Origin of the sequence: Mitsuaria sp. RG, assembly GCF_028369275.1 — a bacterium.
GTDB classification, from domain to species: Bacteria; Pseudomonadota; Gammaproteobacteria; order Pseudomonadales; family Pseudomonadaceae; genus Aquipseudomonas; species Aquipseudomonas peradeniyensis.
Genome location: NZ_JAQMYQ010000010.1, coordinates 1 through 25,048, shown reverse-complemented (window position 1 = coordinate 25,048; position 25,048 = coordinate 1). Strand labels below are relative to the sequence as shown.

General features: G+C 67.8%; 26 protein-coding genes. 12 read left to right on the top strand and 14 right to left on the bottom strand.

Annotated features, from left to right (window positions below):
- Positions 1–76 precede the first annotated feature (76 nt).
- The 8 genes from POF53_RS08195 to POF53_RS08160 all read right to left on the bottom strand — a co-directional run bounded on the left by POF53_RS08195 (position 77) and on the right by POF53_RS08160 (position 9,764).
- Positions 77–844, bottom strand: coding sequence for an RHS repeat-associated core domain-containing protein (locus tag POF53_RS08195; RefSeq protein WP_232856122.1), 768 nt, complete (start codon positions 842–844; stop codon positions 77–79).
- Positions 845–1,014: 170 nt separating this feature from the next.
- Complete coding sequence (locus tag POF53_RS08190) at positions 1,015–1,734, bottom strand: thioesterase II family protein (protein ID WP_498967175.1); 720 nt, start codon at positions 1,732–1,734, stop codon at positions 1,015–1,017.
- A 4-nt stretch (positions 1,735–1,738) separates the two neighbouring features.
- Positions 1,739–1,960 carry an MbtH family protein gene (locus POF53_RS08185; protein ID WP_003256222.1) on the bottom strand — a complete coding sequence of 74 codons (222 nt, stop codon included), beginning with the start codon at positions 1,958–1,960 and terminating at the stop codon, positions 1,739–1,741.
- A 241-nt stretch (positions 1,961–2,201) separates the two neighbouring features.
- The gene (locus tag POF53_RS08180; RefSeq protein WP_475858776.1) at positions 2,202–3,596 is read right to left on the bottom strand and encodes an efflux transporter outer membrane subunit; all 1,395 of its coding nucleotides are present in this window, start codon (positions 3,594–3,596) and stop codon (positions 2,202–2,204) included.
- Positions 3,593–6,676 (bottom strand): MexW/MexI family multidrug efflux RND transporter permease subunit, encoded by a 3,084-nt coding sequence (locus POF53_RS08175; RefSeq protein ID WP_498967171.1) that lies wholly within the window; start codon positions 6,674–6,676, stop codon positions 3,593–3,595. The genes POF53_RS08180 and POF53_RS08175 overlap by 4 nt, the downstream gene beginning before the upstream one ends.
- 18 nt (positions 6,677–6,694) lie before the next feature.
- Positions 6,695–7,789: an efflux RND transporter periplasmic adaptor subunit gene (locus POF53_RS08170; protein ID WP_203652470.1), complete on the bottom strand. Its 1,095-nt coding sequence runs from the start codon at positions 7,787–7,789 to the stop codon at positions 6,695–6,697.
- A 14-nt stretch (positions 7,790–7,803) separates the two neighbouring features.
- Positions 7,804–8,289, bottom strand: coding sequence for a DUF2165 family protein (locus POF53_RS08165; RefSeq protein WP_203652469.1), 486 nt, complete (start codon positions 8,287–8,289; stop codon positions 7,804–7,806).
- A 284-nt stretch (positions 8,290–8,573) separates the two neighbouring features.
- Positions 8,574–9,764, bottom strand: coding sequence for a sugar transporter (locus POF53_RS08160; RefSeq protein WP_498967167.1), 1,191 nt, complete (start codon positions 9,762–9,764; stop codon positions 8,574–8,576).
- A 231-nt stretch (positions 9,765–9,995) separates the two neighbouring features.
- Between POF53_RS08160 and POF53_RS08155 the strand changes: the two genes are divergently transcribed.
- Complete coding sequence (locus tag POF53_RS08155) at positions 9,996–11,312, top strand: hypothetical protein (protein WP_498967165.1); 1,317 nt, start codon at positions 9,996–9,998, stop codon at positions 11,310–11,312.
- A gap of 37 nt (positions 11,313–11,349) precedes the next feature.
- Here the strand turns inward: POF53_RS08155 and POF53_RS08150 are convergent, their stop codons facing one another.
- Positions 11,350–11,811, bottom strand: coding sequence for a sterol desaturase family protein (locus POF53_RS08150; protein ID WP_203652466.1), 462 nt, complete (start codon positions 11,809–11,811; stop codon positions 11,350–11,352).
- A 73-nt stretch (positions 11,812–11,884) separates the two neighbouring features.
- Here POF53_RS08150 and POF53_RS08145 point away from each other — a divergent pair, with 73 nt between their 5' ends.
- Positions 11,885–12,655: a class I SAM-dependent methyltransferase gene (locus POF53_RS08145; RefSeq protein ID WP_498967163.1), complete on the top strand. Its 771-nt coding sequence runs from the start codon at positions 11,885–11,887 to the stop codon at positions 12,653–12,655.
- Between the two features lie 338 nt (positions 12,656–12,993).
- Positions 12,994–13,707, top strand: a complete 714-nt coding sequence (locus POF53_RS08140) for an MgtC/SapB family protein (RefSeq protein WP_203652464.1) — start codon at positions 12,994–12,996, stop codon at positions 13,705–13,707.
- On the opposite strand, the gene dksA is transcribed toward POF53_RS08140, so the two are convergent.
- The 3 genes from dksA to POF53_RS08125 form a co-directional block, all read right to left on the bottom strand.
- Entirely contained in the window at positions 13,704–14,111 is a 408-nt protein-coding gene (dksA, locus tag POF53_RS08135; protein ID WP_232856127.1) for an RNA polymerase-binding protein DksA, read from the bottom strand. The genes POF53_RS08140 and dksA overlap by 4 nt on opposite strands.
- A gap of 220 nt (positions 14,112–14,331) precedes the next feature.
- A complete protein-coding gene (locus POF53_RS08130; protein WP_498967160.1) occupies positions 14,332–15,669 on the bottom strand; it encodes a dihydroorotase in 1,338 nt (445 codons plus the stop codon).
- A gap of 2 nt (positions 15,670–15,671) precedes the next feature.
- Positions 15,672–16,232, bottom strand: a complete 561-nt coding sequence (locus tag POF53_RS08125; protein ID WP_062362175.1) for a gamma carbonic anhydrase family protein — start codon at positions 16,230–16,232, stop codon at positions 15,672–15,674.
- Between the two features lie 32 nt (positions 16,233–16,264).
- Between POF53_RS08125 and POF53_RS08120 the strand changes: the two genes are divergently transcribed.
- From POF53_RS08120 to POF53_RS08105, 4 genes are all read left to right on the top strand, one after another.
- Positions 16,265–16,495: a hypothetical protein gene (locus POF53_RS08120; protein ID WP_203652733.1), complete on the top strand. Its 231-nt coding sequence runs from the start codon at positions 16,265–16,267 to the stop codon at positions 16,493–16,495.
- Positions 16,496–16,501: 6 nt separating this feature from the next.
- Positions 16,502–17,011 (top strand): GNAT family N-acetyltransferase, encoded by a 510-nt coding sequence (locus POF53_RS08115; RefSeq protein WP_498967157.1) that lies wholly within the window; start codon positions 16,502–16,504, stop codon positions 17,009–17,011.
- Positions 17,012–17,075: 64 nt separating this feature from the next.
- Entirely contained in the window at positions 17,076–18,704 is a 1,629-nt protein-coding gene (locus POF53_RS08110) for an MFS transporter (RefSeq protein ID WP_498967155.1), read from the top strand.
- Positions 18,701–19,831 carry an HlyD family secretion protein gene (locus POF53_RS08105; RefSeq protein WP_498967153.1) on the top strand — a complete coding sequence of 377 codons (1,131 nt, stop codon included), beginning with the start codon at positions 18,701–18,703 and terminating at the stop codon, positions 19,829–19,831. The genes POF53_RS08110 and POF53_RS08105 overlap by 4 nt, the downstream gene beginning before the upstream one ends.
- Before the next feature lie 5 nt (positions 19,832–19,836).
- Here the strand turns inward: POF53_RS08105 and POF53_RS08100 are convergent, their stop codons facing one another.
- Both POF53_RS08100 and POF53_RS08095 read right to left on the bottom strand, forming a co-directional pair.
- A complete protein-coding gene (locus POF53_RS08100; protein ID WP_232856132.1) occupies positions 19,837–20,589 on the bottom strand; it encodes an anti-sigma factor family protein in 753 nt (250 codons plus the stop codon).
- Entirely contained in the window at positions 20,586–21,104 is a 519-nt protein-coding gene (locus POF53_RS08095) for a sigma-70 family RNA polymerase sigma factor (protein WP_498967151.1), read from the bottom strand. The genes POF53_RS08100 and POF53_RS08095 overlap by 4 nt, the downstream gene beginning before the upstream one ends.
- A 133-nt stretch (positions 21,105–21,237) precedes the next feature.
- On the opposite strand from POF53_RS08095, the gene POF53_RS08090 reads away from it, so the two are divergent.
- The 5 genes from POF53_RS08090 to POF53_RS08070 all read left to right on the top strand — a co-directional run bounded on the left by POF53_RS08090 (position 21,238) and on the right by POF53_RS08070 (position 25,018).
- A complete protein-coding gene (locus POF53_RS08090) occupies positions 21,238–22,284 on the top strand; it encodes a catalase family peroxidase (protein ID WP_498967149.1) in 1,047 nt (348 codons plus the stop codon).
- Positions 22,281–22,814: a cytochrome b gene (locus POF53_RS08085; protein ID WP_232856135.1), complete on the top strand. Its 534-nt coding sequence runs from the start codon at positions 22,281–22,283 to the stop codon at positions 22,812–22,814. The genes POF53_RS08090 and POF53_RS08085 overlap by 4 nt, the downstream gene beginning before the upstream one ends.
- 78 nt (positions 22,815–22,892) lie before the next feature.
- The gene (locus POF53_RS08080) at positions 22,893–24,098 is read left to right on the top strand and encodes an MFS transporter (protein WP_203652457.1); all 1,206 of its coding nucleotides are present in this window, start codon (positions 22,893–22,895) and stop codon (positions 24,096–24,098) included.
- Positions 24,099–24,177: 79 nt separating this feature from the next.
- Positions 24,178–24,723 (top strand): cupin domain-containing protein, encoded by a 546-nt coding sequence (locus tag POF53_RS08075; RefSeq protein WP_050705832.1) that lies wholly within the window; start codon positions 24,178–24,180, stop codon positions 24,721–24,723.
- Positions 24,724–24,730: 7 nt separating this feature from the next.
- Complete coding sequence (locus POF53_RS08070) at positions 24,731–25,018, top strand: DUF7693 family protein (protein ID WP_498967146.1); 288 nt, start codon at positions 24,731–24,733, stop codon at positions 25,016–25,018.
- Positions 25,019–25,048: the final 30 nt, after the last annotated feature.

Sequence of the window (25,048 nt, the reverse complement as noted above, 5' to 3'; positions counted from 1 at the left end):
TAGAAAGCGGTGAGACGAAGCGTTGCCCGCGCTGCGCACCGTGAATGACTCCCTTCGCTGATATTAGATGTAGACCTCAGCTTTCCCTGACCAGCGGATTGTTATCCTGCACAAAATTCACGTTTCTATTTTCGCGATCAGCCGCTTGTTTATATAGGCTTGCACCCATCTTTGCTATTTCCTTAGTCCGGCTGGTCAAGGCATCCAAAGCGCCTTCGCTATCAGTCCCCTCCCTAGCTATCGCTTCCCAACGACCAGCTATTTCCTGCATTTCCTTTACGTGAAACGCGAGGACATAGATGGGTTTACCGTCACCGGACTCGAACACATAAAGGTTTTCCACGTGCGACGTAGCCTCGTAGGATTGCGCTTCATGCACGAGACTCACGGTATCTCCAGTGCGGTTTGAGGCCTGTTGTCGGCTAGGGACATACTCTCCGCCGGGAACTGGGCCGCTGGTACGGTCGATCTTGATCTTTATCTTTATCTTGTAGGTACGCGTGTGCCCTGATGGATCGACAGCGTTCACTGGATCTCCGCTGCAATAAACGTAAGCGTTTGGCCCCCCCTCGCCAAAGGGACTCAGGCTGTCTGGTGACAAGAAACGCATCAACATCGGGCTGTACACCCGGTAGCCATTACCAAGCAGATACATTCCGGTCTTCAGATCTTGCAGTTGGCCATTGAACCCAAGCACCGAGGGCAGTTCATTGGCAATAGGCCGGAACCCGAATGCTGTGTAGGGCGTCGGGGGGCTGGCCTGTACTGCATGCTGACGCAATACCGAGCCATGCCGGTCGGTTGCCAGCAATGCAATATTCGAGGTGATGGTCGAGTCCGGCATGAAAACTCCTGAACGAGTTGTCTATCCGTATGACTCTGCGTGCAACACAACAGGCCTGCAACTGGCAAAAATATCAGGCCTGGTCGCCGGAGAACCAGCGACCAACCCAACGCAGGGAAAACAGCTAAGCCACGTTTGAAGCGGCGCTACAACGCGACGGCAACCGCCGCTCAGGCACAGAGCCGCAGCGGCTCCAGGGTCCGACAGAGTACGTCGAGCACCCGGTCTTCCTGCTCGTGGATGAAGAAATGCCCGCCGGGAAACTTCTCCAGCGAATGCGCGCCAACAGTCTCCCGTCCCCAGGCCTGCAACTGTTCGTCACTGGCGCGATCATCCTCGCCGGCAAGCACGTGCAGCGGGCATTGCAATGGCTGGCGCTGCTGGTAGGCGTAGCGGCCGCAAAGCAGGAAGTCCGCTTGCACGATCGGCAGGGTCAGGCTCATCAGCTCCTGGTTGGCCAGTACTTCCTCGGGGGTGCCGCCCAGCTTGCGCAGTTCGGCGATCAGCTCGGCGTCGCCACGGGGTTCGGTCCACTTGCCGCCGGCGTAGTCCTCGCGGCGGGTCGGCGCCGCGGTACCACTGGCGAACAGCGCCAACGGCGGTGGACAGCCCAGCGCCCGCAGCTCGTGGGCCAACTCGAAGGCGACCAGCGCCCCCAGGCTGTGCCCGAGCAGGGCGTAGGGTGCCTGGGTGGCGGCGCGCTGCTCATGGGCCAGCTGCCGGGCCAGGCCGCGCAGGTCGGTGTGCAGGTCATCGCCCATGCGTGCGCCGCGACCGGGCAGTTCCACCGGGCGCACCTGCAGCCAGGCCGGCAACTTGCGCCGCCAGCGGCTGTAGACCATGGCGCTGGCGCCGGAGTACGGCAGGCACAGCAGGTTCAGGCTCGACACCGGCTTACTGCGCCGCGGCTTCGGCCATCTTCTGGCGCAGGCTCAGTGGGCGCATGTCGGTCCAGACCTCATCGATGTAGGCCAGGCAGTCCTTCTTCAGGCCGCTCTTGCCCACCGCGCGCCAGCCGTTGGGGATCGCCTTGTAGTCGGGCCAGATGGAATACTGCTCTTCGTGGTTGACCACTACCTGGAACTGGATATCGTCGCGGTCGAAAACGGAAGTCATTGCCTGTCTCCTTGAATGATGAGTGCCGAACGCGCCGGGCGCAGGGCGGCTTCCATGAAAACGAAGGACGCTGGGGGAAAATTAGGGGCGCTCGACGATAGCATTGCGCGGCACTCAAGATCGAGCGCCGCCCGCGCGGCGCATCGCGGATGAATCCGCTCCTACATCTGTTGCAACGTGGCCATGCCTGACAGGCCATGGTTGCCAGCCCTGTTAGTACGACATGAATGACCGACAGGTGCTACTGGGCCGCACTCCCCCACCCCAACGCCTTGTACAGCGCAATCGCATCCAGGTACGAGGCCGTCTCCGCTTCGGCCACCTCGCGCTTGATCGAGAACAGCGCACGCTGGTTCTCCAGCACCGCCAGGTAGGTCCCCGCGCCGCGCCGGTAGCGCTTGTTGGCAATGTCGATGGCCTCGCTGCCGTGGCCGGCGGAGGCCACCAGGCTTTGCAGCCGTGCCTGGTTGCGCACCAGTTGCGTCACCGCGTTTTCCACCTCTTCGCGGGCCAGCAGCACGGCCTGCTGGTAGCGTGCCTGGCTGCCCTCGGCCAGCGCCTCGCGCACCCGCAGGCGGGCTCGGGCGTTGCCCAGGCGCAGCGCCGGCCAGGTCACCACCGGCGCCAGCTCGTAGGCACGGGCGGCACTGCCCAGGTCGCCGCTGCGCAGGGCGAAGAAGCCGATGAAGCCGCCCAGGTCCAGGCGCGGATACAGCTCGGCGGTGGCCGCGCCGACGTCCTCGGTGCTGGCTGCCAGCTCACGCTCGGCGCTGACAACATCGGGGCGCTGGCCGATCAATGCGTCGACATCGCCCAACGGCAACTGGCGCGCCAACGGCGGCAGGAACGGCGCGGCGCCCTGCTCCTGGCTGCCCGGCACCTGTCCGGTCAGCACGTCGAGGCGGTAGCTGGCCTGCTGGATCGCCGCCTGCAACGGCGGCACCGCCGCCTCGCTGAGCAACAGGTTGGCGTGGGCGTTCTGCTGGTCTTCGTACTGGCCACTGCCGGCGCGCACCTGGGCGCTGGTCAGTTGCAGGGTCTCGCGCCAGGCCTCGACCTGGTCCTCGGCCACGGTCAGGCTGCGTTTGAGCCCAAGCTGGAGGTAGTAGTTGCGGGCCACCTCCGCGGCGATACTCAGCCGCGCCTGGCGCAGGTCCGCCGCCGCCGCGTCGGCGCGAGCCTCGGCGGCGTCGGTCAGGCGTTGCAGGCGCCCGAACAGGTCGATCTCCCACTGCACGTCGAAACCGGCGCGGTACTGCTCGGTGCGCATGCGTCGTGGGTCGCTGCCATCGGCCGGTTGCTGCTGCTCCAGACTCTGGTTGTAGCCGGCGCGGGCAGTGACCCAGGGATAGCGGTCGAGGCTGCGGTCGTCGAACAGCGCCCGCGCCGCCAGCAGGTTGGCGTGGGCCTGGCGGATGTCGTGGTTGTTGGCCAGGGCCTGGTCGACCAGGCGCACCAACTGCGGGTCGTCGAAGAACCGCCACCACTGCGCCGGCAACTCGCCACGGGCGGCGAAGGCCGCGCGCTGCGGGCTGTGCACGCCAGTGGCCGGTACCTCGGCCTTCTGGTAGTCGGGGCCGACGCTGCACGCAGTCAAGGCCAGGGCCATCAGGGAAACGACGAATACAGGCTTCATGGCTGGCCCTCCAGGGTTTCGGCCAACGACCGCGCCCGCGCCGAACGCGCGGTGCTGGCATGGTCACGGGCCAGCAGGCTGTAGATGGTCGGCAGCACGAACAGGGTGAACAAGGTCCCCACCAGCATCCCGGTGACGATCACCACGCCCAGCCCGAACCGGCTGGCGGCGCCGGCGCCCGAGGCGAACAGCAGCGGGATCAGCCCCACCACCATGGCCGCCGTGGTCATCAGGATCGGCCGCAAGCGGATCTGCGCCGCCTTGCCGATCGCCGTGCGCCGGTCCAGGTGCTGCTCGGCCTGCAGGGTGTTGGCGAACTCGACCATGAGGATGCCATGCTTGCTGATCAGCCCGATCAGCGTCACCAGGCCGATCTGCGTGTAGATGTTCACCGTGGCCACCCCCAGCGCCAGGGGCAGCAGCGCGCCGCTGATCGACAGCGGCACGGTGATCAGGATGATCAGCGGATCGACCAGGCTCTCGTACTGCGCCGCCAGCACCAGGTAGATCACCACCACGGCGGCGAGGAAGGCCAGCATCAGGGCGTTGCCCTCCTGCTGGTACTGGCGGGCGTCGGACTGCCAGTCGATGCTGAAGCCAACAGGCAATTCAGCCGCGACCTGTTCAAGGAAGGCCACGGTGTCGCCCAGGGTGACCCCGGCCGCCGGGATGCCCTGGAAGGTCGCCGCGTTCTGCTGGTTGAACTGGGTCAGGCGGTTGGGCTCGACCTGCTCGCTGACCTGCACCACGGTGGACAGCGGCACCAGCCGGCCCTCCTCGCTGCGCACGTACTGTCGGGTCAGGGCCTGCGGGGTCAGGCGCTGGTCACGCGGGCTCTGGGCGATGACGTCGTAGGAACGGCCGTCGAGGCCGAAACGGTTGAGGTAGTTCTCCCCCACCAGCACCGCCAGCGACTCGCCGATGTCCTGCATGCGGATACCCATGCTGTTGGCCTTGGCCCGGTCGACCCGCACCTGCACCACCGGGTTGTTGTAGTCCAGGTCGCTGTCGACCACGGCGAACAGGCCGCTCTGCCGGGCCTTGGCCTTGACCTGCTCCATGGTGTCGAACAGCACCCGGTAGTCCTGGGAGCTGCGCAACACCATCTGCACCGGCAGTCCACCGGTGGAGCCCGGCAGCGCCGGCAGCTGGAAGGCGAAGATGCTGGTGCCCTCGACATCGTTGACCGCCGCCTGCAGGTCGAGCTGGATCTGCGAGGCGTTGCGCGCGCGCTCGTCCCACGGTTGCAGGTTGATGCCGCCGATGCCCGAGGCGATGCCGTCGCTGCCGTTGATGATCCAGGTGCTGACGGTCTCCGGCAGGGTGCGGTAGACCGCGTCGAGCTTGTCGGCAAAACGTTCGACATAGGCCAGGTTGGCATGCTGCGGCGCCTTGATCGCGGTGAGCAGCCCGGCCTGGTCCTCGGTCGGCGCCAGCTCGCGCTGCGGCAGGCTGTACAGCAGCGGCAGGCTGACCAGCACCAGCAAGGCGAAGCCGACGCTGATCCAGCGGTGCTTCAGCGAAAATCCCAGTACGTGGGCATAGCGCTCGGCCAGCCAGTCGAAGAAGCGGTTGGCGGCATGGGCCATGCGCCCTTCGGACTGGCGCGCATCGAGCAGGAACGAGCTCATCACCGGCGACAGGGTCAGGGCCACCACGCCGGAGACCACCACCGCGCCGGCCAGGGTCAGGGCGAACTCGCGGAACAGCGCGCCGGTCAGCCCGCCCATCATGCCGATCGGCGCGTACACCGCGGCCAGGGTGATGGTCATGGCGATCACCGGCCCGGCCACCTCGCGGGCTCCGATCAACGCCGCCGCCACCGGCGTGCGCCCCTCCTCGATATGACGATGGACGTTCTCCACCACGACGATGGCATCATCCACCACCAGTCCCACGGCCAGCACCATGGCCAGCAGGGTGAGCAGGTTGATGCTGAAGCCGAACACCAGCATCAGCGCCGCCGCGCCTAGCATCGACAGGGGAATGGTCACCACCGGGATCAGCACCGTGCGCAGCGAACCCAGGCACAGGTAGATGACCACCACCACGATCGCCAGGGCTTCGAGCAAGGTCTTGGTGACCTCGTCGATGGAGGCCTGGATGAAGCGCGCCGTCTCGAAGGCAAGCTCGGCCTTGACGTCCGGCGGCAGGGTCTGGCGAATCTGCGGCAACAGCTGGCGGATGCCCTCGACGATCACCAGCGGGTTGCCGCCCGGGGTGGCGAACAGGCCCAGGTGCACCGCCGGTACGCCGTCCATGCTGGCGCTGGTCTCGGCCGAGGCGGCGCCGAGCTCGACGGTGCCGATGTCACGGATGCGCACCAGGCCATTGCCGTCGTTGCGGATCACCAGCTCACGGAAGTCGCCGACCGAGGTCAGGTCGGTGTCGACGCGGATATTGGCAATCACATATTGGCCCTTCACCTTGCCGGGCGCCGCCTGATAGTTGTTGCGCCGTACCGCCTCGGCCACGTCGGCGGCGGTCAGGCCCCGGGCGGCCAGGCGCGCCGGGTCGATCCACAGGCGCATCGACAGGGTCTGGCCGCCGAACACCTGGACCTTGGCCACGCCCTCGATGGTGCTGAGCAACGGCTCGACCACCCGCGTGAGGTAGTCGGTCATGGCCGGGATCGGCAGGCTCGGGCTGGCGAAGCCGATATAGGCCACCGCCGTCGACTCGCCGGCCGAGCGCTCGATCACCGGATCGTAGGCGCGCTCCGGCAGGCGGTAACGCACCTGGTTGACCTTGGCCATCACCTCGGTCAGCGCCTGGGTCGAGTCGCGGTTGAGCTCCATGCGCACGGTCACCAGGCTGCGGCCCTGGACCGAGGAGGACGACAGGTAGTCGATGCCTTCCACCGACGACACCGCCTGGGCGATCGGCTGGGTGACGAAGCCCTGCATCAGCTCGGCCGGGGCGCCGGGGTATTCAGTGGTCACGGTGATGGTCGAGCTTTCCAGCAGCGGGTACTGGCGGATCGGCAACTGCAGCAGCGACAGCAGCCCAAGCAACAGGATCAGGGTGCTGACCACCAGCGCCAGCACAGGCCGGCGCACGAACAGGTCGGTGAATGTCATGGCATGTTCTCGCTGGGGTCAGGCGCCGCTGGCCGGGGCCTGCAGGGTGTCTTCGGTGGCTTGCACGGCGGTACCGTCGCTCAGGCGCAACTGCCCGGATACCACCACCTGGTCGTCCTCGTTCAGACCCTGCTCGATCACCACACGGCCGGCCTGGCGCTCGCCGGTGCGCACCGCCACCCGCTGCACCACCAGGGCATCGGCGGCGTCATCGCGGCGGGCGACGAACACCGTGTCGCCATAGGCGGTGTAGGCCACCGCGGTTTCCGGCACGGTCAGCACCTGGCCGTCATCGGGGCTGGCCACCTGCACGCTGGCGTACATGCCGGCCGCAAGGCGCGCATCAGGTTTGGCCAGGGTGGCCTGGACCTGCACCGTGCGCGACCGTCCGATCAGCGGGTCGATGGCCGTGATATGGGCGGTGAAGGGTGTGTCGGGGAAGGCGTCCAGGCGCACCTCAACCGGCTGGCCGGGGCGCAGCTGGGCGCTCAACTGCTCTTCGAGGGAGAAGTTGACATACAGGCTGCGAGTGTCGATCAGGCTGACCACCGGATCGCCGACATTGAGGTACTGCCCCTGGTTCACCCGGCGGATGCCCAGGCGCCCGTCGAACGGTGCGCGCACCGCCTTCTGGGCGATCACCGCCTCGGTGCGGGCCAGCTCGCCCTGGGCCATGTCGCGGGCTGCCAGGGCATTGTCCAGCTGTTCCTGGGTGGCAGCGTTCTCGCGCAGCAGGTCCTTGACCCGCCGGTGGTTGGTCCGCGCATTGTCCAGCTGGGCCTTCAGGCGCAGGCGCTCGGCCTGCTCCGGGGCATCGTTGAGGGTGACCAGCACATCGCCCTTGCGCACCTGCTGGCCGGATGTGAAGTTGATCGCCGTCACCCGTCCGCCGATTTCGGCCGAGACCAGCACCTGGTGTACCGCCTCCAGCTCGCCGACGCCGGCGAAGGCGCGTTTTTGCGGTGCTTTCTGCACCGTGGCCAGGGCCACCTTGACCAGGTGCCGCGCCGGTGTCGCCGTGGCCTGGGCCTGGCCGGTGTGGCGCCAGGCCAGACCGCCGGCGGTGACCAGCGCCAGTACCAGGGCGCTGCCAAGTATCGTCTTGCTATTCATCGCGCGTCCTCGCCTCAGGCCCAGTTCAGGTTGAACAGGAAGAACGCCAGGATCGCCCACAGCACCAGCACCAGATGGGTGAGCTGCAGGCCTTCCTGGCGAATCCAGTAGCCGAACCACAGGCCACCGAGCAGCATGGCGAAGGTGAAGGCTAGGAACGCGGCGAGCGCCAGGTTCAGCCAGGCGCGGGCCATGAGCGGATCCTGGGCGATGATCAGCCCGTAGCAGCCGACCCAGGCCGCCAGGCTGGCGACGATCTGCAGCAGCAGGATCACCAGCAGCGCGGCGCGGGCCAGGCCGGCCGACTGGCAGGCCCGGCGCAGCAGGGGGAAGTCGATGGCCGGCGGTTGGCGCAGCGGCGCCATGGCCAGGGTGGCGCCGATGGCGCCGACGGAACTGGCGAAAGCCTGCAGGTTGTTCAATACCGCGATGCTCAGCCATAACGCCAGGCCCACGGCCTGGATGGCCTGGAACAGCCACAGGGAGGTGTGCAAATCCATATCAACGTCCGTATTGATGGCCTGGCCAGGGGGAACAGGCAATTACACAAGAAAACGCTTGGATATTAGTGGCAGCCTTGCCGATGCACAAGCGCCCCTATTACAGGGGCGCTGGTTGCCAGGGGGATTGATGCGGATCAGTCGGGAGAGATTCCCAGGGGTGGAGGTGCCGGGAAGCGGGTTTTTTCTGTAGGAGCGGCTTTAGCCGCGATGCAGGCAACGCGGAGCCTGGCACCCGCTTCGCGGGTGATCGCGGCTAAAGCCGCTCCTGCAGAGGTCGCGGTTCAGGCCTGGCCGGGAACTCGCGTCAGGGCTTCGCGAAAGCGCTGGATGCTGGCCAGCGCCAGCACCAGGCCAACGACGGCGACGCCGCCACCGACCAGGCCGATATGCGCCACGCCCAGCTGGCTGCTGACGATGCTGCCCAGCAGCGCGCCGCCGCCGATGCCGATGTTGTAGATCCCCGAGAACAACGCCATGGCCACGTCGGTGGCGTCCGAGGCGAGCTTGAGGGTCTTGGACTGCAGGGCCAGGCTGAAGCTCAGGATCGCCACGCCCCAGACCATGTTCAGGGCGGCGAACACCTGGAAATTGCCCGACAGCGGCAACAGCAACAGCAGGCACGCGGCAAGCGCGCCGATGGCGCCCACCAGGAAGCCATGGGGGAAGCGCTCGCTGTAGCGGCTGAACAGCACCGAGCCGAACACGCCGGCACCACCGTACAGCAACAACAGCAACGTGGTGTGTTCACCACTGATCTGCGCCACGTGCAGGGCGAACGGCTCGATGTAGCTGTAGGCGGTGAACTGCGCGGTGATCACCAGCGTCACCAGCACGTAGGTGATCACCAGCGCCGGGCGCTTGAACAGGATAGGCAAGCTGCGCAGCGAGCCGGAGTTCTGGCTCGGCAGCAGCGGCAGCGACTTCATCAGGCACAGCATGGTCGCCAGCGCCACCCCGGCAATGCACAGGAAGGTAATGCGCCAGCCCAGCGCCTCGCCCACCACCCGCCCCAGCGGGATGCCCATGACCATCGCCAGGGTGGTGCCGGTGGCCAAAAGGCCCAGCGCCTTGGCCTGCTGGCCGGGCGGCGCCACGCGCACCGCCAGCGACGCAGTGATGGCCCAGAACACCGCGTGGGCCAGGGCGATGCCGATACGGCTGACCAGCAGCATGGCGAAGCTCTGCGACAACCACGACAACAGGTGGCTGGCGATGAACACCAGGAACACGATCAGCAGCAGGCGCCGCCGCTCGATATTGCGGGTCATCAGCATCATCGGCAGCGACGCCAGCGCCACCACCCAGGCATAGATGGTCAGCATCAGGCCGACCTGCGCGGTGGTCATCTCGAAGCTGCGGCCGATATCGCTGAGCAGCGCCACCGGGACGAACTCGGTGGTGTTGAAGATGAACGCCGCAAGGGCCAGGGCGATGACGCTCAGCCAACTGCCATTGCCGGCTGTGGGAGGCATGGAGGTAGGTACGGGTCCATTCATGTGATGAGGTTTTTCTCCGCGGGCAAGGCAACAGGACGCACATCGCCTGCCCAGGTGCCAGGCCGGTGACGCACGTTTGATTATTGGAAGGATGCCCAGCATGGTACGCATCAAGCCCGGCCCTCACAACCTCGGGTGCGGACGGAGTACCATGCACCCTTTTGTGGCATCGCCACCCCCCTGCGGAACAAGGAGTTCGATCCGCCCATGGACAAGCAGCACCCCCAGCAGCAGTGGCGCGAGGCGGTCATCGCCTACGCCGAGGCCATCAACCGCTATGTCGCGCAGGGCCGTGCGCAAGGCTGGGACGATCTGGAAGAGCCGCAGGCAGCGGCCACCGAACACCTGCTCGACGCCTGGCTGGCGGCGCTGCGGGCCATCAACCGGCCCGGCGTCGACCCGGCACAGCGCCAGCTGTTCCGCGAGGCCTGGCCGCCGGCGCACCTGCCACTGGTGCCCTTGTTCGAGGAACAGGCCCAGGGCATCGGCAGCCTGCTGCTGCTCGACGACGGCAGCCTGCTGGCGCGCATCGGCATGCCGTTCGACCGGGGGCAGGTGCTGCGCATCGACGACCAGGGCGTCACCCCGGTGATCGGCGTCGAGCATTTCGGCCGCTGCCCGCAACGGCGCTACTACGCCCTGGCCAATGCCGAAGGGGTGCGCGTGACCGATGGCTGGGGCGGCCCGCAGGTGGCCAGGCTGGCCTGGCCCCATGGCCTGGAAGGGTTGCCCGCCGGCTACCCGTTCGACCCCCTCGACCTGCCGCCGATACCCACCGCGCTGCTGCCCTTCCCCGATGGCCAGCGGGTCCTGCTGGTCAGCAGCGACGGCATCTTCGTGCTCGCCGCCAGCGGTGCCACGCGCCTGTTGCCGCGGCAGGCGGACATTCTCGATGAACTGCGCCAGGGCACCGATCCGGACGACATCGTCCTGGGCCTGGCCATGGAGCATGCCGCGCTGTCACCGGATGGCCGGCTGATCGCCCTGGGCGAGCAATGCGGCCGACACCTGGTGCTCGACGAGCAGTTCAAGCCCATCGCCGAAGTGGGCCCGGCCAGCGAATACCCGCACTTCGCCCTGTTCAACCGGCGTGGCGACCAGCTGATCCTCAACGCCTGCCACTTCTACCGGGGCGGCACCGTCGGCGTGCGGGTGGCCGACCTGCCGGGGCTGGATACCGGTTTCTACAGCGAGGACCCGCGCACGCCGCTGTTGCAGGACGGCGCACGGATCTACGCCGGCGTGGCCCGTGAAAGCGAGTACATCGTCGGCGACGCCCATGGCTACCTGCGCGCCTTCGGCGAGGACGGCAGCGAGCACTGGCAGCACTACCTCGGCTCGACCATCAGCGCCATGGACATCAGCGCCGATGGCCGCACCCTGGCGGTGGCCAGCCATGCCGGTTTCATTTCACTGATCGCCCTGGACAGCGGCAGGCCGCAATGGCAGATCGGCACCGGGGCGCATGGCGAGGTGAGGCGCTGGTTGTGCTGGAAGGGATTCGAGCAGCCGCTGGCCTGGTAGGCCGGCGGCGCCTGAAGGTCGGGGAGAGGCGTGAAGCTCAGCCCCGCCGCCGCTTCAGCTGTTGCTTCAACACCCGCAAGGGCGGCGCGTAGAAGAAGCCGAACGAAACGCTGCCCTGGCGCCCCTTCACCGCATGGTGCAGGCGATGCGCCCGATACAGGCGCCTGAGGTAGCGGTTGACCGGTTTCGGTGCTCGCGGCCAGTGCCGGTGGAAAAAGCCATCGTGGGCCAGCACATAAGCCACGCCATACCCCGCTACCCCAGCGCCAACCCATTGCAACGGTGCATGCCCGGCCTTGCCCAGGGCCACCAGCGCCGTGGCGATCAGGCCCAGGGCCAGCAGGTAGAGGTCGTTGGTCTCCAGCATGCCCAGCTGCGGCTCATGGTGCGAGCGGTGCAGCCACCAGCCGCAGCCGTGCATGACATACTTGTGGGCCAGCGTGCCGACGCCCTCCATGGCCACCAGGGTGCCGAACAGCACGGCGAGATTGAACAACATGGATCGGTCCGGGGGGTTGGCAACGAAAGGCGCAAGGGTACCATTGCCGCCAGGTCATTCGGAGGGATTTTCCATGAAGGATGTGCACGTCTCAGCCAGCACCGGCTACACCCGCCAGTCGAGCAACTACGAGCAGGGCCGGCCCGACTATCCCGGCGCCTTGCAGGGCTGGCTGCGCGACACCCTGGGCATCGGCGCCGGCACCCCGGTCCTCGACCTGGGCGCTGGCACCGGCAAGTTCACCCGCCTGCTCGCCGCGTTGGCGCCGCGCCTGACGGCGGTGGAGCCGGTGGCCGCCATGCGCGAGCGATTCAGCGAGCGGCTGCCCGAGGTCCCGGTGCTCGAAGGCACCGCCCAGCACATCCCGCTGGCCGACGCCAGCCAGCAGGTGCTGGTCTGCGCCCAGGCCTTCCACTGGTTCGCCGACGCCGCCGCCCTGCGCGAAATGCACCGGGTGCTGGCGCCGGGCGGGCGCCTGGGGCTGATCTGGAACGTGCGTGACGAAGCGGTGGACTGGGTGGCGCGGATCACCGAGATCATCACCCCCTACGAGGGCGACACCCCACGCTTTCACACCGGTCGCTGGCGCGACGCCTTCGCGGGCAGCCGCTTCAGCGCGCCGCAACTGACCACCCTGCCCCACGTCCATGAAGGCAGCCCGCAGACGGTGATCCTCGAACGCCTGCGCTCGGTCAGCTTCATCGCCGCCCTGCCCCAGGCCGAACAGGACAGGGTCATGGCCCAGTTGCAGGACCTGATCGACAACCACCCGGACCTCAAGGGCCGCAAGCGCATCGCCTTCCCCTACCGGACCCAGGCCTACGTCTGCCAGCGCCTGGTGTAACGCAATTGTCATGATTCACGCCTTGACCCTGCGCGGGTCGAGGCGTATGGTCCGCCGCGCACTCAAGCATCCCCCACACAGGAGTCCCCTGCATTGGACAGTAGCCCCAGTCGATTGCGACAGGCCCACACGGCGAGCTAGTCCGGCAGCGTTCCTGCCACTGTCTCGCCGCACACGGTAGACGGTGGTTCCCTTCGGCCCTGCGGGGCTGAACATTCCTCCTTCCTTTCCTGCCCTGCCACCTGGCATGGCGCGTGGTCCTGCGCATTCCTCGCTTTCATTCGCGCCGTCTGCGGTCGGTGCTCGTGCGGGCCATCGCCCGCGGAACGGAGTTCGCTATGGATTGGAAAATCTTTCTGCTGCGCGTCAGCGTGGCCCTGCTGCTCGGTGCCCTGATCGGTGCCGAACGTCAACTGCGCCAGCGCCTGACGGGCCTGCGCACCAACGCCCTGGTCAGCACCGGCGCCTGCCTGTTCGTGCTGATGACCCAGGCCGTGCCGGGCATGGCACCCACCGATGCCTCACGCATCGCCGCCTATGTGGTGTCGGGCATCGGCTTTCTCGGCGGTGGCGTGATCATGCGCGACGGCTTCAACGTGCGCGGCCTGAACACCGCCGCCACCCTCTGGTGCACCGCCGCGGTCGGCGTGCTGTGCAGCCTCGGCTTGCTGCTGGAGGCCTCCCTGGGCAGCCTGGTGGTGCTGTGCGCCAACATCCTGCTGCGCGACCTCGCCCAGCGCCTGGACCGCCAGGACGTGGTGCCGGCCAGCGAGGTCGAGCAGCGCTACGAGGTGCGCATCGTCTGCCGCGCCGAGGACGAGATCCAGGTGCGCAGCCTGATGCTGCACAGCCTCAGCGACCCGGGCCTGCGCCTGCAGTCGCTGCACAGCGAGGACCTGGCCGATCCGGCACGCCTGGAAGTGCGCGCCGAGCTGCTCGGCACGCCGCAGGCGCCGACCCAGCTGGAGCGCCTGGTCGGGCGGGTGAGCCTGGAGAAAGGCGTGAGCGCGGTGCGCTGGCAATTGCAGGCCCAGGGTCTGCCCTCTGACTAGACGTCGTCGCGCACATGCCGTTCGCGCAGCTCCTGGCGCTCCTTGGCCTCGACGCACAGGGTGGCGGTGGGCCGCAGCAGCAGGCGGCGCAGGCCAATCGGCTCGCCGGTTTCCTCGCACCAGCCGTAATCGCCCCGGGCCAGGCGCTCCAGCGCCTGGTCGATCTTGTCCAGCAGCTTCTTCTCCCGCTCCAGCGAGCGCAGTTGCCAGTGACGTTCCTCCTCGGCGCTGCCGATGTCGGCGGGGTCGCTGTGCACTTCCTGTTCGCGCAGGGCGCGCAACTCCTGTTCGATGCGCGTCTGCAGCTCGCCGCGCTGGGTCAGCAGCAGGTTGCGGAAGAACTGGCGCTGGGGTTCGTTCATGTAGGCGCTGGCGGGTTGTTGCAGCAGTTGCTCTTCAGTCATGGGGGTAACTCCAGAATGCTGGGGGCGCGAGACCGCCCTCATGGAACAAAACGTAACTTGCTGACTTGAACAGCGTGGGAGCGGGCTTGCCCCGCGATGCGGTGTATGGCACCGGCTTTGCCGGTGATCGCGGGGCTAGCCCGCTCCCACGTTGGTGATGCGTGCTCTTCTGTTCCGTGCGCGACAGAGCAGCCCGAAGGGATGGGCGATCTGGGGGGATTCAGCGGTCGAACATCAAGGGCAAGCCCTGGCATTGGTCGCGTACCCGCCCCTGGTGCCAGGCCAGTTGCCCGGACACCACCGTGCTGCGCACCACATGGTGGAAGGCGCGCTGCTGGAACGGCGTCCAGCCGCAATGCGCCAGGATCGGGTCGTCCGCCACCGCCCGTGGGCTGGCCAGGCGCTCGACGATGGCGAAGTCCGCCCAATAGCCCTCGCGCAGGAAACCGCGTTCGCGGATAGCGAACAGTTCGGCCACTGCGTGGCTGGTCTTGTTCACCACCTGGGCCATGCTCAGCACCCCTTCGCAGACCAGCTCCAACGCCGCCGGCAAGGCATGCTGCACCAGCGGCAGGCCCGACGGCGCCCGGGTATACACCCGGCGCTTTTCCTCCAGGGTATGCGGCGCATGGTCGGTGCCGATCACATCGATGCGATCGCGAGCCAGGGCCTTGCGCAGGGCATCGCGGTCGGTGCCGGTCTTGATCGCCGGATTGCACTTGATCAGGTGGCCGAGGCTTGCGTAGTCGCTGTCGTCGAACAGCAGGTGGTGCAGGCACACCTCGGCGGTGATGTGCTTGCCGCTCACCGGGCCCGGTTGGAACAATGCCAGTTCTCGCACCGTGGTCAGGTGCAGCACGTGCAGGCGCGTGCCGAAGCGCCGGGCCAACTCCACCGCCAGGCTCGAGGAGCGGTAGCAGGCATCGGCGTCGCGGATCAGCGGGTGCGCGGCCGGGGGAATGAACTCTCCGTGGCGGGCCCGCCACCAGCTCTCGTTCTCCAGGATGCTCGGGGTGTGCTCGCAGTGCGCCAGGACGATGGTCGGCGCATAGACGAAGAGCTTTTCCAGCACCTGCGGATCGTCCACCAGCATGTCGCCGGTGGAGGCCCCCATGAACACCTTGATCCCGGCCACTTCGCGCGGGTCGAGGGCGGCGATGGTGTCGAGGTTGTCGCGGCTCACGCCGAAGTGGAAGCCATAGTTGGCCCGCGAACTCGCCGCCGCCCGTCGCTTCTTGTCGGCCAGCGCCTCCAGGGTCAGGGTCGGCGGGTTGGTGTTGGGCATGTCCATGTAGCTGGTGATGCCCCCGGCCACCGCCGCCCGCGACTCGCTGGCGATGCTGCCCTTGTGCGGCGCCCCCGGCTCGCGGAAATGCACCTGGTCGTCGATCATCCCCGGCAGCAGCCAGGCGCCCCGGGCATCGATCTCCAGCGCCGCCCGGGCATTGTCGAGGCTGCCGGCGATCCGCTCGATGCGCCCGTGGCGCACCAGCAGGTCGCCTTCGAACTCGCGCCCTTCATTGACCAGCCGTGCGTTGCGCACCAGCAATGTGTCCATGTTCAGAACTCGTTCTGCAGGGCCTTGTAGCCCTGGACCAGGTCGATGTTGGTGCGCGCCACGTCCTCGGAGAACTCCGAGGCCGACACGCTGACCGGCGGGTAACGCTCCAGGTCGGTGTGCGGGCCGATGTGCTCGGTGGGCGGCACATAGAAGCGCGGTGGCAGGTCGCGACCGTCGACCACCGAGTTGTGCCGCACCACGCTGCCGTCGCCGACCTTGCAGTTGAACAGCACGCTGTTGAAACCGATGAACACCCGGTCACCGACCTCGCACGGACCATGGACGATGGAGCGGTGGGCGATCGAGCTGTACTGGCCGATGCGCACCGCCGCGCCGGACTTGGAGTGGATCACCACGCCGTCCTGGATATTGGAGTTGGCGCCGATGACGATCGGCTGCATGTCGCCGCTGCCGTCCACCTCGTCGGCGCGGATCACCGCATAGGGGCCGACGAACACGTTGTCGTGGATGATCACCTTGCCGCAGATGATGGCGGTGTGATCGATATAGGCCGATTCGGCGATTTGCGGGAGATGGCCGGAGGGGTTTCTGCGGATCACGGTGGAGGCCCTGGATGAAAGGAAGATCATAAATGTTACGTTATAACAGTTACAATGCAACACCTTCACACACCGATCTGGCAAACTCCACTCTTCCTGCGCAGATTGGAACAGCGTGGGAGCGGGCTAGCCCCGCGATCACCGGCAAAGCCGGTGCCAAGCACCGCGACGCCTGCTTCGCGGGCAAGCCCGCTCCCACAGGGGTACAGTTCTTTATGCAACAGCGCAGCCCAATGGGCTGCGCGATTTCCTACAGGCCCTGATCCACCATGCACGTGCGCCCCACCCGCGTCAGCGACATCCCCCTGCTCCCTACCCTGGAACGCTCTGCGGCCCAGGCTTTCCGGCAATTGCCGCACCTGGCCTGGCTGGCCGACAGCGATGTGATGAACGAAGCCGAGCACCTGACGTTCGTCACCGAGGGCGGCAGCTGGGTTGCCGTGGATGGCCGGGACCTGCCGCTGGGTTTTCTCTGCGCCAGCACCACAGGCGACGCCCTGCACATCCATGAGATATCGGTCCGCCAGGAAGCCCAGGGCCAGGGCCTGGGTCGCGGCCTGCTGGACCAGGCGCGCACAGCCGCGCGCCTGAACGGCCTGGCCTGGCTGACCCTGACCACCTTCGACGATGTCCCCTGGAATGCCCCGTTCTACGCCCGCTATGGTTTCGAGCGCATCCCCCCGCCGCAGCTTGATGCGCGCCTGCAAGGCATCCTTGCCGGCGAGCTGGCCCATGGCCTGGGCAATCGCTGCGCCATGCGCCTGGCGCTCGGCGTTTGAGCGATGATTTCATCCAAACGGCCATTGACGTAGAGTCGGATCACCTGCGGTAGCGGACAACCCGATGGACAAGTACACCCCCCGCCAGTGGCTCCCCCATGAGAAGCCCAGCCTGCCCGGCTCGCCCTCGACGCCGCTGCACGCCCCGGCCAAGCGCCTGGCCTTCGGCCTGGTCGGCCTGCTGGTGGCCATCACGGGCGGCCTGGGCAACGCCCTGGTGGTCGCCAACCTGCCGTTCCTGCAGGGCGCGCTGGGTGCCACCAGTGCCGAAATGGCCTGGCTGCCGGCGGCCTTCGTGATGACCAACGTGTCGATGAACCTGCTGCTGGTGAAGTTCCGCCAGGAGTTCGGCCTGCGCGCCTTCACCGAGGTGTTCCTGGTGCTCTATGCCCTGGTCACCCTCGCCCACCTGTTCGTCAACGACCTCAACTCGGCCATCGCCGTGCGCGCCGCCCATGGCATGGTCGGCGCCGCTCTGAGTTCGCTGGGCCTGTACTACATGATCCAGGCCTTCCCCGCGCAGTGGCGGCTCAAGGCGATGGTCCTGGGCCTTGGCGCCTCGCAGCTGGCGGTGCCGCTGGCCCGGGTGTTCTCCGAGGACCTGCTGCAGATCGCCGAGTGGCGGGGGCTGTACCTGTTCGAGTTGGGCCTGGCCCTGGCCGCGCTGGGCTGCGTGCTGCTGCTAAAGCTGCCCCCCGGCGATCGCTTCAAGACCTTCGAGCCCCTGGATTTCCTCACCTTCACCCTGATGGCCAGCGGCACCGCCCTGCTCTGCGCGGCGCTATCGCTGGGGCGCATCGACTGGTGGCTGGACGCGCCGTGGATCGGCGTCGCCCTGGCGTGCTCCATCGCCCTGATCCTCTCGGGCCTGGCCATCGAGCACAACCGCAGCAACCCGCTGCTGATGACCCGCTGGCTGGGCAGCGGCGCGATCATCCGCCTGGCCCTGTGCGTGATCCTGATCCGCATGGTGATCTCCGAGCAGTCCACCGGCGCCGTGGGTTTTCTCCAGGCACTGAACATGGGCAACGAGCAGATGCGCGCGCTGTACGCGGTGATGCTGCTGGGCGCGGTCACGGGGCTGACCACCAGCGCCTTGACCATCAACCCCCAGCACCTGGTGCTGCCGTTGTTCATCTCCCTGGCGGCCATGGCCACCGGCGCCTTCATGGACAGCACCTCGAGCAACCTGACCCGTCCGGCGCAGATGTACCTCAGCCAGTTCCTCCTGGCCTTCGGAAGCACCTTCTTCGTCGGCCCGTCGATGGCGCTGGGCATCGGCCATGTGCGCGCCAACCCGCGCAACCTGGTGAGCTTCTCGGTGCTGTTCGGTATCTGCAACAACCTCGGCGGACTGATCGGCTCGGCGCTGCTGGGCACCTTCCAGACCGTGCGCGAGAAATTCCACTCCAACCAGCTGATGGACCGCCTGAGCGCCCTGGAACCCTTGGTCAGCGCCCGCGTGCAGGGCGGTGGCGCCGGTTACGCCGGGGTGTTCGCCGACCCGGCGCTGCGCAACGAGGCCGGCATGCGCCTGCTGGCCAACGCTGCGACCCGCGAGGCCAATGTGCTGGCCTACAACGATGTGTTCATGCTGATCGGCGCCATCGCTATCCTGACCATGATCTGGATCTTCATCCGCAGCCTGTACCTGCGCTACAACCACTCCACCAGCGGTACCCCGAGCCGATGACCCAAGAGACGCCAACGACCACCACCACCGCCATCGCCGAAACCCCAGAAGGCGCGCAACCACCCAGCGAACCGACCAGCCCGGCGCGCAGCCGGCGGGTGCGCCTGCTGTCGTCGCTGAGCTTCGCCGCCGTGGCCCTGGCCGGCATCCTGCTGGTGCTGTACGCCTGGCGCCTGCCGCCGTTCAGCAGCGCCATCGAGAGCACCGAGAACGCCCTGGTGCGCGGCCAGGTGACGATCATCGGGCCACAGTTGGGCGGCTATATCGTCGAGGTGCCGGTGCACGACTTCCAGTTCGTCAAGCAGGGCGACCTGCTGGTGCGCCTGGATGACCGCATCTACACCCAGCGCCTGGCCCAGTCCATCGCCCAGCTCAAACAGCAGGAGGCGGCGCTGGCCAACAACCTGCAGCAGCGCAACAGCGCCGAGGCCGGCATCGCCCAGCGTCAGGCCGCGATCAGCGACGCCGCGGCCCAGGCCGACAAGGCCAAGGCCGACCTGCAGCGCAACCAGGCGCTGGTCAGCGACGGCTCGGTGTCGCGCCGCGAACTGGACCTGAGCCACGCCAGCCATGCCGCCGCCGTCGCCAGCCTGGCCCAGGCCAGGGCCGCGCTGGAAATCGCCCGCCAGGACCGCGAGACGGTAATCGTCAACCGTGCCGCGCTGCAGGCCTCGGTGGAGAATGCCAGGGCCGCGGTGGAGCTGGCCCGCATCGACCTGGACAACACCCGGGTCAAGGCGCCACGGGACGGCCAACTGGGGCAGATCGGCACCCGCCTGGGCGCCTACGTCAATCCCGGCGCGCAGTTGATGGCGCTGGTGCCGGACACCTTGTGGGTGATCGCCAACCTGAAGGAAACGCAGATGGCCAAGGTGCGCATCGGCCAACCCGCCACCTTCACCGTCGATGCGCTCAACCACCTGAAGCTGCGCGGCCACGTGCAGCAGATCTCCCCGGCCACCGGCTCGGAATTCGCCCTGCTGCAGGCCGACAACGCCACCGGCAACTTCGTCAAGATCGCCCAGCGCATCCCGGTGCGGATCACCGTCGATGGCGACCAGCCCGAGGCCAGGCAGCTGCGGCCGGGGATGTCGGTGGTGGTGAGCATCGATACCCGGGACAGGTGACTGGCCTACAGGCTGACGCCGAGTGCCCGGCGCACCTGCTCGCCACGGGCATCGTCCACCGCGCTGACCAGGGCGAAGTTGTAGTCACCGTGGGACCAGTAGCGGGCCTGCAACTGGCCGTCGGTGCGCTGGCCGCTGGGCATGCGCTCGAAGTGCTCGCCGGGCGAGCGCAGGAACAGGCTGATGCGCAGCCCTTGGCGGTCCTGGAACACCAGCAGCGCCGCCGGCCCCGCCTCGTTGCTCAGCAGGCGTGCGCCCACCGGCTGCAGACCATAGCCAGACAGGTCCGGCAATTGGCCGACACGGTTGAAGTGACGTCCCAGCCAGGCCTGCAGCCGCGCCGGATCACTGGCCTGGATATCCAGCGTGCTTGCGTCGGCGAACAGTCGGTGGGCCTCCACCGCATCGGCCATGGGCAACATGCCGGCGAACAGCGTCGCCTCGCGCGCCTGCCAGCCGCCCAGGCCACCCAGGCCCATGGCCAGCAGCAATACCGCCGCCTGTGCCAGGCGCCATTGCCGACGCTGGCGCAGGCGGCGGCGCAGGGGCGCCAGGTCCAGCGCCGGATCGCTGGGCTGCTCGCCGAAGCCGGCCAGGGCCGCCCGCAGGCGCCGGGCATCGCCGCGCCAGGCCTCGATCCGCGCCGCCTCCTCGGGATTGACCGCCAGCCACGCCTCGACCTCGGCCCGACGAGCCGGCTCCAGGCGCTCGTCGACATAGGCGTGCAACTCGTGCTCGGTGGGGATCAGGCGCGTCATTTGAGTCTCCGCAGGGCCGGGGGCGTGGGGTTGCCCTCGGTCAGTTCACGCAGGGCGGCACGGGCACGCGACAGGCGCGACATCACCGTGCCGATGGGAATGCCGAGGGTGTCGGCCGCCTCCTTGTAGCTCAGGCCTTCGACGCTGACCAGCAGCAACAGGGCGCGTTGCTCCGCCGACAGCCGGGCGAAGGCGCGCAGATCGGCCTGGGCCAGGACGATGCTCTCGATCTCGCCACCGGTCGGTTCCTCGGCCTGGCCCCGACCGAACCAGGCCAGCCAGCGGGCGTGCAGGCGCTCGCGGCGCTTGCCGTCGAGGAACAGCCGGTAAAGGATGGTGAACAGCCAGGGCCGCAGGCTGTCGGCGTCGCGCTGCTGGTCACGGCGGCTCAGGGCACGCTCGACCGTGGCCTGGACCAGGTCGTCGGCGCCGCCGGGCTCGCGGGTCAGCCACAGGGCGAAGCGGCGCAGGCGTTGCAGCAGCTCGCGCCATTGTTGGTCGTCCAGATCGTGCATGGTCGGGTTCCGGGCCCCAATGGGCAGTCAGTGTAATGGGCAGACGGCCCGGCACGAAATCTATTCCCCCGGCGGGAATAAATCGTTCGCCCTTGCGTCGTACCGGCTCATCCCACCTGACCGGAGCGTCCCCATGACCACTCCCCTGCATGGCACCGCCAAGGCCCTGCGCCTGGCCGCCATCGGCGCCACCCTCGCCGCCCTCGGAGCGGGCTTCGCCTATGCCGCCGGCTGGATCGGCGCGCCAGGGCTGACCCCGCAGCGCATCATCGACACCTTCGAGGCCCAGGCCGGCCATTATCCCGGCTATCGGAAAAACCATGCCAAAGGCCTGTGCGTCAGCGGTTACTTCCAGGCCAGCGGGCAGGCTGCGGCGCTCTCCAGCGCCCGCGTCTTCAGCCAGGCCCAGGTGCCGGTGATCGGTCGTTTCGCCATCGGCGGCGCCAACCCCTTCGCCCCGGACACCGCCATACCGGTACGCAGCCTGGCCATCCAGTTGAGCAGCGACGACGGCCAGGTCTGGCGCACCGGCATGAACAACCCGCCGGTGCTGGCGGTGAGCACGCCCGAGGCGTTCTACCAGCAGGTGCTGGCCGGGGCGCCCGACCCGGCCACCGGCAAGCCGGACCCAGCGAAGCTGCAGGCGTTTTTCGCCAGCCACCCGGAAAGCGCGGCGTTTCGCCAGTGGGCGGCCAGCTACAAGCCCAGCGACAGCTTCGCCAGCACCGCCTACAACAGCATCAATGCCTTTCGCCTGATCGATGCCCAGGGCAACGCCCACCCGGTACGCTGGGCCCTGGAGCCGCAGACAACGTTCGCTGCCCTGCCCGCCCAGGTCGATGACCAGCAGTTCCTCCAGCACGACCTGCAGCAACGCCTGGCCCAGGGCCCGCTGCGCTGGACCCTGCGCCTGACCCTGGCCGAGCCCGGCGACCCGGTGGACGACCCTGCCCGTCCCTGGCCCGCCGAACGTCGCAGCATCGACGCCGGCACCCTGGTCGTGGAACGGGTCGACGGCCCCGAGCAAGGCGCTTGCCGCGACCTGAACTTCGATCCGCTGATCCTGCCCCACGGCATCGAACCGTCCGCCGACCCGATCCTCGCCGCCCGCTCGGCCGCCTATTCAGTGTCGTTCAACCGCCGCAGCCACGAAGCGCTGAGCGAAGGAGCCCGCCCATGACCGCCACCGCCTTCCACCCCCTGGCCCGCCTGCTGCACTGGCTGATGGCCGCGCTGATCCTGGCCATGCTGTTCATCGGCGTGAACATGGTCGGCGACCTGTCGCCACGGCATCCGCTGCTGGTCGAGCTGCACAAGGCCACAGGCCTGGCCCTGCTGGTGCTGGTGATCCTGCGTATCGCCTTGCGCCTGGCCCTGCCACACCCGGCGCTGCCCGGCGACCTGCCGCGCCTGCAACGGCTGGCCGCCGGCGCCTCGCACCTGCTGCTGTACGGCCTGATGCTGGCCATGCCGCTGCTCGGCTGGGCCATGCTCTCGGCCGGTGGCTATCCACGGCCCCTGCAACTGCCCGCCATCGCCCCCCACGACTTGCAGTTGTACGCCATACTGCGCCAGGCCCACGGCTGGGCCGGCTACCTGCTGTTCGCCACCGTGCTGCTGCACCTGGGGGCGGCGTTGGTGCATGCCCTGGTGCGCCGCGACGGCGTCTTGCGTAGCATGTGGCCAGGCCCGCTGCGCCGCAGTGAATGAGCATTGCCGGGGTCGACACATGTAAATAATTATTACTAACATTGGCGCTCATTTCGTCGAACTGCCCCGGACTGCCCCATGAACGTTGCAAAGGACCCTGCCGCCTTGACCCCGTCCAGCACCCTGGACCTGCGTCCACTGATGCTGGTGAACATGGCCTGCACCATGTCGATGATGGCCTTCGTCGCCCTGATCGGCCCCATCGCCCGCCTGCTGGGCATGGCCACCTGGCAGGCCGGCGCGGCGGTGACCGTGGCCGGCGTGGTCTGGGTGCTGCTGGCGCGGCCCTGGGGGCGCCTGGCCGACCGCTATGGCCGGCGCCGCGTACTGTTGCTGGGCAGCGGCGGCTTCACCCTGGCCTACTGGGTGCTGTGCCTGTTCATCGACGGCGCATTGCGCTGGCTGCCGGGCGCGAGCGTGGCGTTCTTCGGGCTGATGCTGGCCCGCGGCCTGATCGGCGCCTTCTATGCCGCGCTGCCGGTGGGCGGCAATGCCCTGATTGCCGACCATGTCGAGCCCCAGCGCCGGGCGCGGGCCATGGCTTCGCTGGGCGCGGCCAATGCCGTCGGCCTGGTGGTCGGCCCGGCACTGGCCGCGCTGCTGTCGCGCTACAGCCTGAGCCTGCCGTTCTATGCCATGTCGCTGCTGCCGGCCACGGCGTTCGTGGTGCTGCTGTTCAAGCTCAAGCCGCAGCCACTGGCACACGTTCATGCGCCCAATCCGGTGCGCCTGTCCGATCCACGCCTGCGCCGCCCGTTGCTGGTGGCCTTCAGCGCCATGCTGAGCATCACCGTGTCGCAGATCGCCGTCGGTTTCTTCGCCCTCGATCGCCTGCACCTGGAGGCCGGCGACGCCGCCCAGGCCGCGGGCATCGCCCTGACCTGCGTGGGCGTGGCGCTGATGCTGGCGCAGGTGTTCCTGCGCAGGCTCGAGTGGCCGCCGGCGAAAATGATCCGTGTCGGCGCCAGCATCTCCGGCCTGGGCTTCGCTGCCGCAGCGCTGGCAACCCACGCACCCTGGCTGTGGAGCGCATTCTTCGTCGCTGCGTTTGGCATGGGCTTCGTCTTCCCGGCATTCTCCGCCCTGGCGGCCAACGCCATGCACGCCAGCGAACAGGGTGCCACGGCCGGCTCGATCGGCGCCGCCCAGGGCATGGGCGCGGTGATCGGGCCGCTGGCCGGCACTCTGGTCTATGCCCTCGACCCGCGCCTGCCGTTCCTTGCCGTGGGTGCCCTGCTGTTGCTGGTGGGGCTGTGGCCGGCAGCGAGCGACCAGCGTCACTGAGACGCACAGCGCGCAAGCCTGCAGAGTGTGTTTTAATGCCTCGCCCATTATTTTTGACACCTCTGCAAACAAGGCGGCTATGGACACGGGGACACGACTCAAACTGGTGCGTGAACGCAACAACCTCTCCCAACGGGAACTGGCCCGCCGCAGCGGGCTGACCAACTCGACGATTTCGCAGATCGAGCAGAACCGGGTCAGCCCTTCGGTCAGTTCCCTCAAGAAACTGCTCGAAGGGATCCCCATGTCCCTGGCGGAGTTCTTCAGTTTCGACGAGCCCGTGCGCGAGGAACGTTACGTTTTCCGTGGCGGCGAGCAGCCCGACCTGGGCCGTAACGGCCTGCGCATGCTGCTGGTCGGTGCCAGCGTCGAGGGCCGACAGATGCGCATGCTGCGCGAGCTGTATGCGCCGGGCGCCGATTCCGGCGAGCCGATCGTCCACGCCGAAGGCGAGGAATGCGGCCTGGTCACCCGAGGCACCATGGAGCTGTGGGTCGATGGCCAGGTCAGCGTGCTTAACGCCGGCGATGGTTACTACATCCCTACCACCCTGCCCCACACCTTCAAGAACATCGGCCCCGACGAGGCCGAGATCATCAGCGCCAATACCCCGGCGAACTTCTGACCCGCCCATGACCACCGTCGCCAGCCGCGAGGCGTACCAGTGCCTGCGTGACGCCGCCCTTGGCGTCCGATCGCTGGTAACGGTCGCCCGCCTGGCCGGCGGGCAGGTCGAGGTGCTAGTCGACGGCTGGCGCCTGAGCCTGGTGCTGGACAGCGAGGGACTGGCCCACTGCAGCCACTGCCAGAGCCCGGATGGGCGCCAGGGCACGCTGGACGACTGGCACCGCTATGGCACCAATCCGGTGGATCGCCTGAGCCTCTGGGAACGCGATCAAATAGAACGACTGTTGGTCTGATCCCCTGTAGGAGCGGCCTTGTGCCGCGAA